The sequence below is a fragment of the Streptomyces sp. NPDC056486 genome, assembly GCF_042795295.1.
GTDB lineage: Bacteria > Actinomycetota > Actinomycetes > Streptomycetales > Streptomycetaceae > Streptomyces.
The window spans coordinates 1-16295 of record NZ_JBHTSF010000181.1; the positions used below are offsets into that span (position 1 = coordinate 1).

Below are 16295 nucleotides of genomic sequence, written 5' to 3' on the forward strand. Positions count from 1 at the left end.
AGGGTTTCCCCTTGTCCGGCGGCCCGTTCCCGTGGTCGCCTGGGCGGCATGACCGTACGTACGGAACGTGCAGGCCCCGTCACCACCATCGTGCTGTCCCGGCCCGACGTGCGGAACGCGGTCGACGGGCCCACCGCCCGGGCGCTCGCGGACGCCTTCCGGGCCTTCGACGCGGATCCCGACGCGTCCGTCGCCGTGCTGTGGGGCGAGGGCGGCACCTTCTGCGCCGGTGCGGACCTCAAAGCCATCGGGACACCTGCCGGGAACGAGGTGACCGAGAAGGGCGACGGGCCCATGGGGCCGACCCGGATGCGCCTTTCCAAGCCCGTCGTCGCCGCGATCTCCGGACACGCGGTCGCCGGCGGCCTGGAGCTGGCGCTCTGGTGCGATCTGCGCGTGGCCGACGAGGACGCGGTGCTCGGAGTCTTCTGCCGCCGCTGGGGCGTTCCGCTCATCGACGGCGGGACCGTGCGGCTGCCCCGGCTCATCGGGGAGAGCCGGGCCATGGACCTGGTGCTCACAGGACGCCCCGTTCCCGCCGCCGAGGCGCTGGCGATGGGCCTGGTCAACCGGACCGTACCGCCGGGCACGTCCCGCGCCGCGGCCGAGCGGCTCGCCGCGGAGATCGCCGCGTTCCCTCAGACCTGCCTCCGCAACGACCGGCACTCGGTCCTTGAACAGGGCGGCCTGACCGAGGAAGAGGCGATGGCGGGCGAACTGCGCCATGGCCTGCGGTCCCTTGCCGAGGCGGCGGGCGGCGCGGCCAGGTTCGCGGCGGGGGAGGGGCGGCACGGGGCCTTCACGGACAGCGGGTGAGACGCTCTGCTGCCGCCTGCCGGACTAGCCTTCGGCGGGCGCGGCCTCCGGCTCGAGGAACTGCATGTCCAGCTGGATCTTCACCACGTCACCGAGCAGCCCGGCGCCGAAGTCGAGGCCGTATTCCTTGCGGCTGATCTCCCCGGTCGCCTCGAACCCCGCATGGCGTCGAGGGCTGCCCGGAAAGGCCTGGAGCCCGCCGAACTCGACGGCGAGGGTGATCGGCTTCGTCACGTCCCCGATGGTCAGCTCGCCCTCCAGGGTCCACTCCTCCTCCTTGCCGATGACCCGCGTCGAGCGGAACGTCATCGTGGGGCGGCGCTCGACGTCAAGGAGGTCAGGGGCGCGGACATGGGCGTCGCGGTCCTTGTTGCCGGTGTCGATCGACGCCAGGTCGATGGTCGCCGTCACCGATGAGGTCTCGGCGCTCTCGCCCACGACAAGACCGGCCGTCACCTCGCTGAAGCGACCCCGCACCTTCGAGATCCCGAGGTGGCGGATGGTGAAGTTGACGGCGGAGTGGAAGGGGTCGATCTCCCAGCTGCCCGCGGGCAGCGGCAGGGTGCCGGAAGCGGTCGTGGCGGTGGACGCGGTATCAGAAGTGGTCATGCGCTCCACTCTGCGCGGCGGGCCGCGGGCGAGGAAGGCCGAGCCAAGACTGGTAGTGACAGGGCCACGATCCGGTCCGGCTCCGACTGGTACGTTCGGCCGGTGAGCGACAACGAGCTGGGCACCTTCCTGCGTACCTGCCGTGAAGCGGTCACGCCCGCCGAAGTCGGGCTCCCCACCGGCCCCCGGCGCCGCACGCCGGGCCTGCGCCGCTCCGAGGTCGCCACGCTCGCCGGGGTCAGCGTCGAGTACCTCGCCCGGCTCGAACAGGGCCGGGACCGACACCCGTCGCCGCAGGTGATGGGCGCGCTCGCGGACGCCCTGCGGTTGACCGTGGAGGAGCGCTTCCACCTGCGCCGCCTGGAGAAGGAGACGAGCGGCGACCCCTGCTGCCCGACGGCGAGCGTGCCGTCCCAGTCGGTGCGCCCCACCGTGCGGGCGCTCATCGACCGCCTGGAGCCCGCGCCCGCCGTCCTCTTCAACCGGCTCGGCGACATCCTCGCCCACACCACGGGCTACGAGCGGATCGTGGGGCCCATCGGTCTCCTGGACGGCGAGCGGCCGAACCTCATCCGCTTCCTGTTCACCGATGAGCGGGCCCGTGCCGCCTACCCCGAGTGGGACAGTGTCGCCGACGAGCAGGTCGCCTTGTTCCGGGCCCAGTCCATGCTCGCCGATCCTCATGCCGAGGGATTCGTCGACGAGTTGACCGTCATCGGGGGTGCGCCGTTCGCCGACCGTATGACGGTCGTGCCGCGGCTGCCCCGGCTCAGTGGCGTCGAACGTATGGCGCACCCGGAGGCCGGCGCGATGCGGCTGTCGTACGAGACGCTGACGCTGCCCGACGCCGACGGTCAGCGACTGGTCGTGCACCTGCCGGCCGACGAAGCCTCGTCGGCGGCCCTTGACCGCCTCAACGGCCGCCAGCCGGGCGGCCTGCGCGCGGTGACGGGCTGACCGGCCTCACCCCAACTCCTTCGCGTACGGCGGCTCCGCCCCCGCGCGGGACACGGTGACGGCCGCGGCGCGTGCCGCGAAGTTCAGGACCTCGCCCCAGTTGTCCGCGCCGAATCCGGCGAGGGACTCCGTGGACAGCGCGTCCCGTGCGGAAAGCCCGTGCAGCAGGGCCGCGTTGACCGTGTCGCCCGCGCCGATGGTGTCCACCACGTCGACCCGCTCGCCCGGCACCGACCACTCCCCGCCGTCCCGTGTGAAGACGGTGAGCCCCTTGCCGCCGCGCGTGATCACCACCGCGCCGGGGCCGGACGCGAGCCACTCCCGCGGCGTGCCGCCGAGCCAGCTCGCGTCGTCCTCCGAGAGCTTGAGCAGCGAGACCGACGACAGCCAGCTCTTGAACCGGGCACGGTAGGCGTCAGCGTCCGGGATCAGACCCGCCCGGATGTTGGGGTCGAGCGCAGTGAAGACGCCCCGCGCCGCCTCCAGGCGCATCAGCTCCTCGTACGCGCTCGCACCTGGTTCGAGGACGAGCGAGCACGTGCCGAAGGACACCGCCGTCACGTCGTCGGGCAGCCGCTCCGGGGCCGTGAAGAGCCGGTCCGCCGTGCCCTCGACGTAGAAGGAGTAGCCGGCGGAGCCGTCCGCGCCGATCGAGGCGACGGCGAGCGTCGTCGGCTCGGCGCCACGCTGGACGTACGACACCTCGACACCCGCGGCCCGCAACCCCTCGACCAGCGCGTCACCGAACGCGTCCGCCGAGATCCGGGAGCAGAAGGCGACGGGGGAGCCGAGGCGGCCGAGGGCCACCGCGGTGTTGTACGGGCCGCCGCCGAGCCGCGGGGCGAGAGGGGGCAGCCCGCCACCGGCACGGGACCCGGTGGACTCCTGCGGGACGAGGTCGATCAGGGCCTCTCCGGCGACGACTATCACGGGTGGTTCCTCTCGGCTCTGCGCTGTCGGCCGGCGGCTCCGCGCTTGTGCTCCCCGGCCTCCGCCACAGGCTAGGGCTTCTGGGCGGGCCCGGCCCGACACGGGCGGCACTCGGGCACGGCCGCGCCCAACGCGGGCACGCGGCGCCCCACCGGTATGGTCTGATCCGTCACCGAAGCGCCTGACCTGTGGAGATCCCATGCCCGGCACGCCGCCCCCCGCCCGTCGTACCGTGCTGCGCGCCGCCGCCCTCGTGCCGGCCGCCGGTCTGGGGATCACCGCCTGCTCGTCCGGCGGCGACGGCGGCGGCTCCAACCGTTCGGCGCCGACCGCGCCGGTGGACATCGGTGGGGCCGACGAGGTGAAGGTGGGGGCCTCGAAGCTCTACACCGACGAGAACGTGGTCGTGAGCCGCATCTCGGACGACGAGTACAAGGCGTTCAGCACGATCTGCACGCACGCCAAGTGCCCCATCAACAAACTGGAGGGGCACAAGCTCATCTGCCCCTGTCACGGAAGTCAGTTCGATGCCACGAACGGCAAGGTGCTGCACGACCCGGCCGTCAACCCGCTTGCGGAGCTGCCGGTGAAGGTGGAGAAGGGCAAGATCATCGCAGGCTGAGGGCGCGCGCGACCGTTCACTCCAGCCCCCACGCTCACTGCCAGTCCCACGCTCACTGCCAGTCCCACGCGATCCCCAGGATCCCCGCCCGCACCTGCGGCTCCACGAGGTGCACCGACCGATGGCTGCCGCTCAGCGTCAGCTCCTGGCGCCCGCCGCGCGGCGCGGCGGCCGAATGCTGGGTGAAGCGGTGGCAGCGTACGGGCAGCGCCCCTTCGTCGAACCGCACCTGGAGCGCGTACTGCCCGCCCGCGAAGGTGAAGCCCCGGAAGTACTCGTCGGCCGTCCCCGCCGTGCCGTCCTCGAAGCCGTAGCGGAACAGATGTGTGTCCCCCGCGCGCAGGCGCGCGTCGAAGAGCAGTTCGGCGACGAGCACCCCCGTCTCGTGGTGCCACCGCACCCGACCCGTGCGGCAGTTCTCCAGGGCGTGGACGCCGACGCGTTCCGGTACGCAGCCGGGGTCGCCGCGGTAGATCGCGAGGTAGCGGTCCACGGCGTCCCGATGGGCGCGCACGACGTGCTGCGAGTCGCGTCCGAGCAGCTCGCGATTCCTGCCGATCCGCACCCGCTCGTGGTGGCCGACGGTGTGCAGGCCGCCGTCGAGCGGTGACCCGAGCCCGGTGATCAGCTCCTGGAGGACGTCGGACCCTTCGAGCAGGGAGCGGTAGGAGCGGGCGGCGGGGCGTTCGTTGCCGGGGTGTTCGAAGGACTTGGCGAGGAGCCGGATGAGCGACTCCTCGGGGAGTTCGAGGATCTCCTCCAGGGCGCGCACGGCACGGAGCGACTCGGTGCGCTGGGGTCGCCGCGCACCCTGCTGCCAGTAGCTCAGACTCGTCACCCCGACGTTGACGCCCTGCCGCGCGAGATGATGCCGTACGCGTTGCAGGGGAAGGCGCCGTGCGGCGATCGCGGCCCGCAGCGCCACGTGGAAGGGGCCGGTGCGCAGCGCGGCCTCCAGGTCAGCGGGTGCACCGTCCGCGAGCTGTGTGCCGTGCCGCATCGCAAGGCCCTTCTGTGAACATTCACATCGGTCGTCCGGGCGTACGCGCCGGTCGGAGCGGGCCACCAGGCAGGCGTACGAGGGGTGTTCACATACGTACGCCGCCGTTCACGGCCCAAGTAATCCCGCATTGAACCTTGTTGACCTGCACTGGACAACACTCGATGCTCAATCGCAGCGTCCGGACGCGCTCCTCCACCACCCACACCCCCCGCTCGGGAGGAACGCGATGCGCCATAGAAGCAGTAAGTACAGCGGACGCAGACGGTTGTCCGCACTCGCCCTCGTGGCCGCGGCCCTGGTGGCCGCGCCGGCGGCCACGGCCACCGCCGCCCCCGAAATATCCTCGTCCGGCGCGGTGCACGCGGTCGGCGCTACCGACCCGTCGCACCCCTCGCTCCTCGCCGCCAAGCGCCTGAACATCACGATGCAGGCCCAGCAGAAGACCAACTGGTGCTGGGCCGCGTCCGGGAACACGATCGCCGCCTTCTACGGCAAGAACTACAGCCAGAACCAGTTCTGCAACGCCGCCTTCGGGCGGGGCCAGAACACCGAGTGCCCCAACTCGCAGGCCACGCTCGGCGACGTGCAGAACGGTCTGGACTGGGCGGGCATCAACGCCGGTTCGTACGTCAGCGGCTGGCTGCGCTACCCGACCGTGCAGGCCGAGATCAACGCGGGACGCCCGGTCGAGACCCGCATCCAGTGGTCGAACGGCGGCGGGCACATGCACGTCCTCTACGGGTACGACGACGCGAGCAGCTGGGTCTACTGGGGCGATCCGTGGCCGTCCAACGACCGCTACAACTGGGCCTCGCACAGCTGGTACGTCAACAACAACACCTTCTCCTGGACCCACTCGCTGTACCGGATCGGGGCGTGAGCGCGATGACCCGTCACCTTCTCCTGCCCCGTCCCCTTCCCCGGCACCTGCTGAGGGCGGCGCTCGCCGGCTCGGCCGCCACCCTGCTGCTCGGCCTCGCGGCGCCGTACGCCTCCGCGGACCCCGGGCCTTCGGAAGCCTCCCGGGACGCGGCCCATGAGGCCGCGAGCGCCCCCGGGACCCTCGACACGCTCTCCCGCTTCTTCGCACGTGAGGGGGCCGTCAGCAAGGCCGCGGCGGACCCGCGCGTGCGGGGCGACGCCGTGCCCGTGCGCTATCTCTCCCCGGAGTTCGTCGCCGGTGAGAAGGGGGCGCCGGTCGCCCGCGTGGAGTTCCTCGCCAGCAAGGCGGTCTCCTCCGACGGGCAGGAAGCCTCCTTGTGGACGGTGAAGCAGGGGCGCTCCTGGAAGGTCGTGAACATCGCCACCGGGGACGACGAGACGCACTACGCGCGCGTGGGCGCCGACAAGCTCCCCGGAGGCACCGTTTTCCACGAACCGCAGATCAATGCCTGGTACGTGCAGGGGCGGGGGCGGATCCTTCCGCTGAACGCGGACGCGGTGCGTGCCGTGGGTCCGGGCGGGGCCTCGGTCGCCGCCTATCAGAAGCGTGTGCACGATGCGTACGGCGACAAGCTGCCCGGCTCGGCGTACGCGAAGTCCGGCAAGGCGGGGGGCTTCGCCCCGAAGGAGCGGGGGGCCGCGGCCGCAGCCCCGGCCCCGGCTCTGGCCGAGGCTTCGGCCGAGGGGCCCGTCACGGTTGCCTCCTCCGTGGCCGGAGCGGGGGCCCTGGTCGCCCTCGGCCTCTCCGGGGCGGCCGTCCTGCGGCGTCGCGCCCGGCAGCGCGGCTGACCTGTCCCGGCCCCCGGCCGGGGTTTTCCACCCACCCGCCCTTCAGGGCGGGTGGGATCAAGGGCGGGGGAGGCGGTGGCCCTGGGCGCGGGGAGCCGGAGTTCCCTGGCAGCGGGCCGTCGGGAGAGGGAAGGGCAGGCGCCCCCTCAAGCCCCTGACTGTCAGCCCTCGCCAGTAGGGTGTGGAGCATGGCAGACCCCTCCAGCTACCGCCCCAAGCCGGGACAGATCCCCGACTCGCCGGGGGTCTATCGGTTCCGCGACGAACACCGCCGGGTGATCTACGTGGGCAAGGCGAAGAGCCTGCGCCAGCGCCTGGCCAGTTACTTCCAGGACCTCTCGAATCTGCACCCGCGCACCGCCACGATGGTGACGACGGCCGCCTCCGTCGAGTGGACGGTGGTCTCCACCGAGGTCGAGGCGCTGCAGCTCGAATACTCCTGGATCAAGGAATTCGACCCCCGGTTCAACGTCAAGTACCGCGACGACAAGAGTTATCCGTACCTCGCGGTGACGATGAACGAAGAGTTCCCGCGCGTGCAGGTGATGCGCGGCCAGAAGAAGAAGGGCGTTCGCTACTTCGGTCCTTACGGCCACGCGTGGGCGATCCGCGACACCGTGGACCTCCTCCTGCGTGTCTTCCCGGTCCGCACCTGCTCGGCGGGGGTCTTCAAGAACGCCGAGCGCACCGGCCGCCCCTGCCTCCTCGGCTACATCGGCAAGTGCGCGGCGCCCTGCGTGGAGCGGGTCTCCCCGCAGGAGCACCGTGAACTCGCCGAGGACTTCTGCGAGTTCATGACCGGCCGCACGGGGACGTACATCCGCCGTATCGAGCGGCAGATGGCGGATGCCGCCGAGGACATGGAGTACGAGAAGGCGGCCCGTCTGCGCGATGACATAGGGGCCCTCAAGAAGGCCATGGAGAAGAGCGCCGTCGTCCTCGCCGACGCCACGGACGCCGATCTCATCGCCCTCGCCGAGGACGAGCTCGAGGCGGCCGTCCAGATCTTCCACGTCCGTGGCGGCCGAGTGCGCGGTCAGCGAGGCTGGGTCACCGACAAGGTCGAGGCGGTCACCAGCGGTGACCTCGTCGAGCACGCCCTCCAGCAGCTCTACGGAGAGGAGAGCGGGGACTCCGTACCGAAGGAAGTCCTCGTCCCCGCGCTGCCCGACCCCACAGAGCCCGTCCAGGAGTGGCTCACCGAGCGCCGCGGTTCGAACGTCTCGCTGCGCATCCCGCAGCGCGGCGACAAGAAGGCGCTCATGGAGACCGTGGCGCGCAACGCGCAGCAGTCCCTCGTGCTGCACAAGACCAAGCGCGCCTCCGACCTCACGACTCGCTCCCGCGCCCTGGAGGAGATCGCGGAGGCGCTCGAACTGGACAGCGCCCCGCTGCGCATCGAGTGCTACGACATCTCGCATCTGCAGGGTGACGACGTCGTGGCCTCGATGGTTGTCTTCGAGGACGGCCTCGCACGCAAGAGCGAGTACAGGCGCTTCCAGATCAAGGGCTTCGAGGGCCAGGACGACGTCCGCTCCATGCACGAGGTGCTCACGCGCCGCTTCAGGCGTTACCTCTCCGACAAGGAGAAGACGGGGGAGTGGGACCCCGACGAGACCGGCGCGACCGCCGAGCCCGGCGAGCCCGGCGAGCCCGGCGAGCCCGGCGAGCCCGGCGAGCCCGGCGAGCCCGGCGAAGCGAACGGCGAGGTGAGCGCCCTCACCGAGGAGGACGGTCGCCCCAAGCGCTTCGCCTACCCGCCCCAGCTCGTCGTCGTGGACGGCGGCCAGCCGCAGGTCGCGGCGGCCCAGCGGGCCCTCGACGAGCTCGGCATCGACGACATCGCGGTGTGCGGCCTCGCCAAGCGCCTCGAAGAGGTCTGGGTGCCGGGCGACGACGACCCGGTGATCCTGCCGCGCACCAGCGAAGGCCTGTACCTTCTCCAGCGGGTACGCGACGAGGCGCACCGCTTCGCGATCACGTATCAGCGGGCCAAGCGGGCCAAGCGTTTCAAGGCCGGACCGCTGGACGCCGTGCCGGGCCTCGGCGACGCGCGCAAGCAGACGCTGATCAAGCATTTCGGTTCCGTGAAGAAGCTGCGGTCCGCGACAATCGAACAGATCTGCGAGATTCCGGGCATAGGCCGCAAGACGGCCGAGTCGATCGTCGTGGCCCTGGCCGGAGCCGTACCCGCGGGACCCGCCGTGAACACGGCGACCGGAGAGATCATTGAAGACGAGGAGCCCGCGCACGCGGGAGCCTCGAGCGATGGCGAGGATCCCGTGTCCGCGGGCACCTCAGAGGAACGACGGGGGCAGGAGACATGACCACCGAGCACGACGAAGGCGGCGAGCAAGTGAGTACGGGCACGGCCATCACGCCAGGTGAGACCGCCGAAGTGGTCCCTGAGCTGGTGATCATCTCCGGCATGTCGGGAGCCGGACGCAGCACCGCGGCGAAGTGTCTCGAGGACCTCGGCTGGTTCGTCGTCGACAACCTGCCGCCCGCGCTGATCCCCACCATGGTGGAGCTCGGTGCCCGCTCGCAGGGGAACGTCGCCCGTATCGCGGTCGTCGTCGACGTCCGCGGCCGCCGCTTCTTCGACAACCTGCGCCAGTCCCTCGCGGACCTGGAGGCCAAGCACGTCACCCGCAGGATCGTCTTCCTGGAGTCCTCGGACGACGCCCTGGTCCGCCGCTTCGAGTCGGTCCGCCGCCCCCACCCGCTGCAGGGCGACGGCCGTATCGTCGACGGCATCGAGGCCGAGCGCGAGCTCCTGCGCGAGCTGCGCGGCGACGCCGACCTGGTGATCGACACGTCCAGCCTGAACGTGCACGAGCTGCGCGCCAAGATGGACGCCTCGTTCGCGGGCGACGAGGAGCCCGAGCTGCGGGCCACCGTCATGTCCTTCGGCTTCAAGTACGGCCTGCCGGTCGACGCGGACCTCGTCGTGGACATGCGCTTCCTGCCCAACCCCCACTGGGTCCCGGAGCTGCGCCAGTACACCGGGCTCAACGAGGAGGTGGCGGCGTACGTCTTCAACCAGCCCGGCGCCAAGGAGTTCCTCGACCGGTACGCCGAGCTGCTTCAGCTCATCGCTGCGGGCTACCGCCGCGAGGGCAAGCGGTACGTGACGATCGCGGTCGGCTGTACGGGCGGCAAGCACCGCTCCGTCGCCATGTCGGAGAAGCTCGCAGCGCGCCTCGTCTCCGAGGGCGTCGAGACCGTCCTGGTCCATCGGGACATGGGGCGAGAGTGAAGTCCTCCCTGCGGCTGAACCGCCTGGGCCGCAAGCGGGGCACCCAGCCCAAGGTCGTGGCGCTCGGCGGCGGGATGGGCCTGTCCGCCTCGCTCGCCGGACTGCGCCGCATCACCGGTGACCTCACCGCCGTGGTCACCGTCGCCGACGACGGCGGCTCCAGCGGGCGGCTCCGCGACGAACTGGGCGTCCTGCCGCCGGGCGACCTGCGCAAGGCGCTCGCCGCCCTGTGCGGCGACGACGACTGGGGCCAGACGTGGAGCCGCGTCATCCAGCACCGCTTCCAGTCCAAGGGCGATCTGCACGAACACGCGGTCGGCAATCTGCTGATCGTCGCCCTGTGGGAGCAGCTCGGCGATCACGTCCAGGCACTCGACCTGGTCGGCAAGCTGCTCGGCGCGCACGGGCGCGTCCTGCCCATGTCCGCGGTCCCGCTGGAGCTCCAGGCCCTGGTCAAGGGGCACGACCCGGAGCGTCCGGACGACGTGGACACGGTGCGCGGGCAGGCCACGGTGGCACTCACCCCGGGTGAGGTGCAGTCCGTGCACGTGGTCCCGCACGACCCGCCGGCCGTCCCCGAAGCGGTCGCCGCCGTGCTCGACGCGGACTGGGTGGTGCTCGGTCCCGGCTCCTGGTTCTCGTCCGTGATCCCGCATCTCCTTGTCCCCGAACTGCTCGACGCGCTCATCCAGACGAAGGCCCGCAGGGTGCTCTCGCTGAACCTCGCGCCACAACCCGGTGAAACAGATGGGTTCTCTCCGCAGCGTCATTTGGAGGTTTTGGCCCGACACGCCCCTAAACTCGCCCTGGACGTGGTGCTGGCCGACGACGCCGCCGTGCCCGACCGTGAGTCACTCACCGATGCCGCCAAGCGGCTCGGCGCCACGGTCGAGCTGGCGCCGGTGGCCAGGCACGATGGCACTCCGAGGCACGATCCGGAGCTCCTGGCCACCGCGTACGACCGTATTTTTCGGATGCATGGAAGGATCGGCCCATGGCGATGACGGCAGCGGTGAAGGACGAAATCTCCCGGCTTCCCGTCACCCGGACCTGCTGCAGAAAGGCAGAGGTCTCGGCCATCCTGCGGTTCGCGGGCGGCCTTCACCTGGTGAGTGGCCGCATCGTGATCGAGGCGGAGCTGGACACGGCAATGGCCGCGCGGCGGCTGAAGCGGGACATTCTTGAGATTTTCGGACACAGCTCGGAGCTGATCGTGATGGCTCCCGGCGGGCTGCGACGCGGCTCGCGCTATGTCGTACGGGTCGTGGCGGGCGGCGATCAGCTGGCCCGGCAGACGGGCCTCGTGGACGGCCGCGGCCGTCCCATCAGGGGTCTGCCGCCACAGGTGGTCTCGGGGGCCACCTGTGACGCCGAGGCGGCGTGGCGCGGGGCGTTCCTCGCGCACGGCTCGCTGACCGAGCCGGGGCGCTCCTCATCGCTTGAGGTGACCTGCCCGGGTCCGGAGGCGGCGCTCGCGCTTGTCGGCGCCGCGCGCAGGCTGCAGATCGCGGCCAAGGCCCGTGAGGTGCGCGGCGTGGACCGCGTCGTGGTCCGGGACGGTGACGCGATCGGCGCCCTGCTCACCCGGCTCGGCGCCCACGAGTCCGTGCTTGCCTGGGAGGAGCGGCGGATGCGCCGCGAGGTGCGCGCCACCGCCAACCGCCTGGCCAACTTCGACGACGCCAACCTGCGCCGCTCGGCCCGCGCGGCCGTCGCCGCGGGCGCCCGCGTGCAGCGCGCTCTGGAGATCCTCGGCGACGAGGTCCCCGAGCACCTCGCGGCGGCCGGAAGGCTGCGCATGGACCACAAGCAGGCCTCCCTGGAGGAGCTGGGCGCGCTCGCCGAGCCGGCGCTGACGAAGGACGCGGTCGCGGGCCGCATCCGCAGGCTGCTCGCCATGGCGGACAAGCGGGCGCAGGACCTGGGGATCGCGGGCACGGAGTCCAATCTGAGCGAGGAGCTCGCCGACAACATGGCGGTCTGACCGCCGTCGTACGGCACGCAAGCCGCCGGGGCCGCCGAGGCCCCGGCGGCTTCTTTGCGTCCCTTTTCGCGCAGCCCTTCACGCCATATTGACATGATCATGAAGTGTCACGAGCCTGGCGTCCGCACACAAATGTGCCGGACAACCGCAAGGGGGGCTCATGAGACGAAGAGTGAGATCCAGAGCCGGTTTCAGATCGGTCGTCGCCGCGGGCGCGCTACTGGTCGGCGGCCTCGTCGCCGTGCCGCACGCCCAGGCCGACAGCGGGGCGAAGGCCCCGGCCACCGACGATCCGGCGGCCGTGAAGGTCTACGAGGCCGAGGTCACCAAGAAGCAGATCCCGATCCTCATCGAGGCGGGCCAGGACGCCCACGAGCTCGCGGGGCAGGCGCCCGAGCGGGGCACCGCCCGCGTCGAGGTCTATCTGACCAAGGCACAGGCCAAGGGCGTCGAGCGCGAGGGCGTCGAGCTCACCGAGCAGAAGGTCTCCGCAAGCACGGAGCAGAAGCTCAAGGCCGCGGGGGACGGCGTCTTCAGGCCGTACAGCGGCAAGGGGGGCCTGAAGGAGGAGATCGTCAAGACCGGTCAGGCCCACCCCGGCCTCACCAAGGTCGTCTCCATCGGCAAGACGCTCAAGGGCCAGGACATCCTCGCCCTGAAGCTCTCCAAGGGCGCGGACAAGTCCAAGGACGGCTCCAAGCCGTCCACGCTCTACATGTCCAACCAGCACGCGCGCGAGTGGATCACCCCCGAGATGACCCGCCGCCTGATGCACCACTACCTCGACAACTACGGCAAGGACCAGCGCATCACCAAGCTCGTGGACTCCACCGAGCTGTGGTTCGTGCTCTCCGCCAACCCCGACGGCTACGACTTCACGCACGCCGCCGACGGCGACCGCCAGTGGCGCAAGAACCTCCGTGACATCGACGGCGACGGAAAGATCGCGGCGGGCGACGGCGTCGACCTCAACCGCAACTTCGCCTACAAGTGGGGCTACGACAACGAGGGTTCGTCCCCGGAGGCCTCCTCGGAGACCTACCGCGGCACGGGCCCCATGTCCGAGCCCGAGACCAAGGCGCTCGACCGCTTCCAGAAGCGCATCGGCTTCACGTACGGGATCAACTACCACTCCGCGGCCGAACTGCTCCTCTACGGAATCGGCTGGCAGGTCGCCACGCCGAGCCCGGACGACGTCCTCTACAAGGCGCTGAACGGCACCCCGGAGAAGCCCGCCGTCCCCGGCTACCACCCGCAGGTCTCCTCCGAGCTCTACACCACCAACGGCGAAGCCGACGGCCACGCGGGCAACATCAACGGCATCTCGATGTTCACGCCGGAGATGTCCACCTGCCAGACGGCCTCCAACGTCGACCCGAACGACGCCTGGAAGCCCGAGGACTGCGCCTCCATCTTCACCTTCCCGGACGACGAGAAGCTGATCCAGCAGGAGTTCGCGAAGAACGTCCCGTTCGCGCTCGCCGTCGCCGAGACCGCCCTCCACCCCGACCAGCCGGTCTCCGTCACCGGCATCGAGGCCCCCGACTTCACGCCGGACACCTTCACGCAGTCGTACGCACGCGGCGGTGACCAGGAAGTCGCCGTCACGGCCCGCAAGTCGGTGCGCGACAAGGAGCTCAACTACCGGATCAACGGCGGCCGTACGCACGACGATGACGTCAAGGCATGGAAGGGCGGCGAGACGTACGGCGGTGAGGACAACATCCACTTCGACCAGTACCGCGCCGAGGTCGAGGACGCGCGCGTGGGCGACAAGGTCGAGGTGTGGTTCACCGGCCGCAACAAGAAGGGCCGCACGGAGAGCCCGCACTTCACGTACACCGTCACCGAGCGGGCCAAGGCCAACACCCTCGTCGTGGCCGAGGAAGGCGCCCCCGCGACCCAGGCACAGAAGTACGTCGACGCCCTGAAGGCCAACGGCCGCTCGGCCGTGGTCTGGGACGTCGCCAAGCAGGGCGTACCGCACCCGCTCGGCGTCCTGTCGCACTTCTCCGCGGTGGCGCACTACACCGGCGACCCCGTCCCCGGAGCGGCCACTCAGCTCGCCCTGCGCGCCTACCTCAACGAGGGCGGCAAGCTGATCGAGTCCGGTGAACGCACCGGCTCCAACGTGGACCTCGGGGACGCGCTCTCCGACGACTTCGCGCAGTACTACCTGGGCGCGTACGAACGCCTGTCCGCACCCGGTGCCACCAGCTTCGAGGGCAGTGGCGCGCTCAACGGCGTCAAGACGCCGCTCGCCGCCGCCGACGCCAACCCCCTGGACAAGGCGGGCCGTTACACCGTCACGTCCGACACCCTGCCCGCGGACAAGTTCCCGCAGTTCAAGAGCGCGGCGGCAGGCAGCTACCCCGGCATCACCAACCCGTACGCACCCTTCGAGGGCCAGGGCATGGCATCGGCGACCCACGCCGACCAGGACTGGAAGCGGCTGACCCGCACCATCGACCTGACAGGGGTCACGGCCGCGGACCAGCCGCAGCTGCGGTTCGCGCTCAACTGGAACCTGGAGAACGGCTACGACCACGGCGTGCTCGAGGCGCACACCACCGGCGCCGACGACTGGACCACGCTCCCGGACACGAACGGCAACTCGTCGTCGGCCGTGCCCGCCGAGTGCGCGGCCGGGTTCTTCATCAACGGCCACCCGTTCCTGCGCCACTACCTGACGCAGTCGGCGACCGGCTGCACGGCGAGCGGCACCAGCGGCGCCTGGAACAGCTTCACCGGATCCTCCGGCGGCTGGAAGCCCGTCGCCTTCGACCTGAGCCCCTACGCGGGCAAGAAGGTCGAGGTGTCACTCAGCTCCATCACCGACCCCTCCAGCGGGGGCCGCGGACTCTTTGCCGACAACGCGCAGCTTGTGATAGGGGGCAACGCCACGGAGACCGAAGGCTTCGAGGCCTCCCTCGGCACCTGGGCCGTCGCTCCGGCGCCGCCCGGAAGCCCCAACATCACGGGTGACTGGGCCCGGACCGGCGAGCTCTACAGGCCCTACGCGGCCGTCACAGCGCGTGACAGTGTGCTCCTCGGCTTCGGGTTCGAGCATGTACCCAACAGTGCCGAACGCACTGCTCTTATGGGCGCCTCCCTTGCACATCTGCGCCGCTGACGCTGCGTAGTCGGGACCGCGATCCCGGTGGCTCGTACTTCCTACTCGGGGGTACGGGCCGCCGTGCTGTTCGGACCCCCTGTCGATGTCACCCAAAGGCCATCAGAGAGGTAGGGTCGGAGGCGGTCGGGGACATCCCATACATCTCGCCGGCGTCTGAAACCGGCGTACCAACGAGGAGATCGGTTCGTGACGATCCGCGTAGGCATCAACGGCTTCGGCCGCATCGGGCGCAATTACTTCCGAGCGCTGCTTGAGCAGGGTGCGGACATCGAGATCGTGGCTGTCAACGACCTGGGTGACACCGCGACTACGGCTCACCTCCTGAAGTACGACACCATCCTGGGCCGTCTCAAGGCCGATGTGTCGCACACCGAGGACACCATCACGGTCGACGGCCACACCATCAAGGTGCTGTCCGAGCGCAACCCCGCCGACATTCCGTGGGGCCAGCTCGGCGTCGACATCGTGATCGAGTCGACGGGCATCTTCACCAAGAAGGCCGATGCCGAGAAGCACATCGCCGGTGGCGCCAAGAAGGTCCTCATCTCGGCTCCGGCCAAGGATGAAGACATCACCATCGTGATGGGCGTCAACCAGGACAAGTACGACGCGGCCAACCACCACGTCATCTCGAACGCGTCCTGTACCACCAACTGCGTGGCGCCGATGGCGAAGGTTCTCGACGAGAACTTCGGCATCGTCAAGGGCCTGATGACGACGGTGCACGCGTACACCAACGACCAGCGCATCCTGGACTTCCCGCACTCGGACCTGCGTCGCGCCCGCGCCGCCGCCGAGAACATCATTCCGACCACGACCGGTGCCGCCAAGGCCACCGCTCTGGTCCTTCCGCAGCTCAAGGGCAAGCTCGACGGCATCGCGATGCGCGTCCCGGTCCCGACCGGTTCCGCCACCGACCTCGTCGTCGACCTGCAGCGCGAGGTCACCAAGGACGAGGTCAACGCCGCGTTCAAGAAGGCCTCCGACGACGGCGCCCTCAAGGGCTTCCTCACCTACACCGAGGACCCGATCGTGTCGTCGGACATCGTCGGCGACCCGGCTTCCTGCACCTTCGACTCCTCCCTGACCATGGTCCAGGAGGGCAAGACGGTGAAGATCCTCGGCTGGTACGACAACGAGTGGGGCTACTCCAACCGCCTCGTCGACCTCACGGTCTTCGTCGGCGGTCAGCTCTGATCACCAGAGCAGGCACCTCGATGTAAGCACTGGGTCCGGACCACGCAATAC

14 protein-coding genes are annotated in these 16295 nt (G+C 70.3%); 11 read left to right on the top strand and 3 right to left on the bottom strand.

Annotated elements, in window-relative coordinates; translation table 11 throughout:
• Window positions 1-48 precede the first annotated feature (48 nt).
• The gene (locus tag ACFQ7F_RS39650; RefSeq protein ID WP_383282187.1) at window positions 49-816 is read left to right on the top strand and encodes a crotonase/enoyl-CoA hydratase family protein; all 768 of its coding nucleotides are present in this window, start codon (window positions 49-51) and stop codon (window positions 814-816) included.
• A 24-nt stretch (window positions 817-840) separates the two neighbouring features.
• Here the strand turns inward: ACFQ7F_RS39650 and ACFQ7F_RS39655 are convergent, their stop codons facing one another.
• The gene (locus ACFQ7F_RS39655) at window positions 841-1425 is read right to left on the bottom strand and encodes a YceI family protein (protein WP_383282190.1); all 585 of its coding nucleotides are present in this window, start codon (window positions 1423-1425) and stop codon (window positions 841-843) included.
• Window positions 1426-1527: 102 nt separating this feature from the next.
• On the opposite strand from ACFQ7F_RS39655, the gene ACFQ7F_RS39660 reads away from it, so the two are divergent.
• Window positions 1528-2382 (top strand): helix-turn-helix domain-containing protein, encoded by an 855-nt coding sequence (locus ACFQ7F_RS39660; RefSeq protein ID WP_383282193.1) that lies wholly within the window; start codon window positions 1528-1530, stop codon window positions 2380-2382.
• Between the two features lie 6 nt (window positions 2383-2388).
• Here the strand turns inward: ACFQ7F_RS39660 and ACFQ7F_RS39665 are convergent, their stop codons facing one another.
• The gene (locus tag ACFQ7F_RS39665) at window positions 2389-3312 is read right to left on the bottom strand and encodes a carbohydrate kinase (RefSeq protein ID WP_383282196.1); all 924 of its coding nucleotides are present in this window, start codon (window positions 3310-3312) and stop codon (window positions 2389-2391) included.
• A 199-nt stretch (window positions 3313-3511) separates the two neighbouring features.
• Between ACFQ7F_RS39665 and ACFQ7F_RS39670 the strand changes: the two genes are divergently transcribed.
• Window positions 3512-3934 (top strand): Rieske (2Fe-2S) protein, encoded by a 423-nt coding sequence (locus ACFQ7F_RS39670; RefSeq protein ID WP_383282199.1) that lies wholly within the window; start codon window positions 3512-3514, stop codon window positions 3932-3934.
• Between the two features lie 52 nt (window positions 3935-3986).
• Here ACFQ7F_RS39670 and ACFQ7F_RS39675 read toward each other — a convergent pair whose 3' ends face one another.
• Window positions 3987-4934 carry a hypothetical protein gene (locus tag ACFQ7F_RS39675; protein ID WP_383282202.1) on the bottom strand — a complete coding sequence of 316 codons (948 nt, stop codon included), beginning with the start codon at window positions 4932-4934 and terminating at the stop codon, window positions 3987-3989.
• A gap of 229 nt (window positions 4935-5163) precedes the next feature.
• Between ACFQ7F_RS39675 and ACFQ7F_RS39680 the strand changes: the two genes are divergently transcribed.
• From ACFQ7F_RS39680 to gap, 8 genes are all read left to right on the top strand, one after another.
• Complete coding sequence (locus ACFQ7F_RS39680; RefSeq protein WP_383282205.1) at window positions 5164-5817, top strand: papain-like cysteine protease family protein; 654 nt, start codon at window positions 5164-5166, stop codon at window positions 5815-5817.
• 5 nt (window positions 5818-5822) lie between these two features.
• Window positions 5823-6668: a hypothetical protein gene (locus ACFQ7F_RS39685; RefSeq protein WP_383282208.1), complete on the top strand. Its 846-nt coding sequence runs from the start codon at window positions 5823-5825 to the stop codon at window positions 6666-6668.
• A gap of 188 nt (window positions 6669-6856) precedes the next feature.
• Entirely contained in the window at window positions 6857-8995 is a 2139-nt protein-coding gene (gene uvrC / locus ACFQ7F_RS39690) for an excinuclease ABC subunit UvrC (protein WP_383282211.1), read from the top strand.
• Window positions 8992-9927, top strand: coding sequence for an RNase adapter RapZ (gene rapZ, locus ACFQ7F_RS39695; protein ID WP_383282214.1), 936 nt, complete (start codon window positions 8992-8994; stop codon window positions 9925-9927). Before uvrC ends, rapZ begins: the two co-directional genes overlap by 4 nt.
• Window positions 9924-10931: a uridine diphosphate-N-acetylglucosamine-binding protein YvcK gene (yvcK, locus tag ACFQ7F_RS39700; RefSeq protein ID WP_383282215.1), complete on the top strand. Its 1008-nt coding sequence runs from the start codon at window positions 9924-9926 to the stop codon at window positions 10929-10931. Before rapZ ends, yvcK begins: the two co-directional genes overlap by 4 nt.
• The gene (gene whiA / locus ACFQ7F_RS39705) at window positions 10922-11911 is read left to right on the top strand and encodes a DNA-binding protein WhiA (RefSeq protein ID WP_383282218.1); all 990 of its coding nucleotides are present in this window, start codon (window positions 10922-10924) and stop codon (window positions 11909-11911) included. The genes yvcK and whiA overlap by 10 nt, the downstream gene beginning before the upstream one ends.
• 160 nt (window positions 11912-12071) lie before the next feature.
• Window positions 12072-15044, top strand: a complete 2973-nt coding sequence (locus ACFQ7F_RS39710) for a M14 family zinc carboxypeptidase (protein ID WP_383282221.1) — start codon at window positions 12072-12074, stop codon at window positions 15042-15044.
• A gap of 189 nt (window positions 15045-15233) precedes the next feature.
• Window positions 15234-16244: a type I glyceraldehyde-3-phosphate dehydrogenase gene (gap, locus tag ACFQ7F_RS39715; RefSeq protein ID WP_383282225.1), complete on the top strand. Its 1011-nt coding sequence runs from the start codon at window positions 15234-15236 to the stop codon at window positions 16242-16244.
• Window positions 16245-16295: the final 51 nt, after the last annotated feature.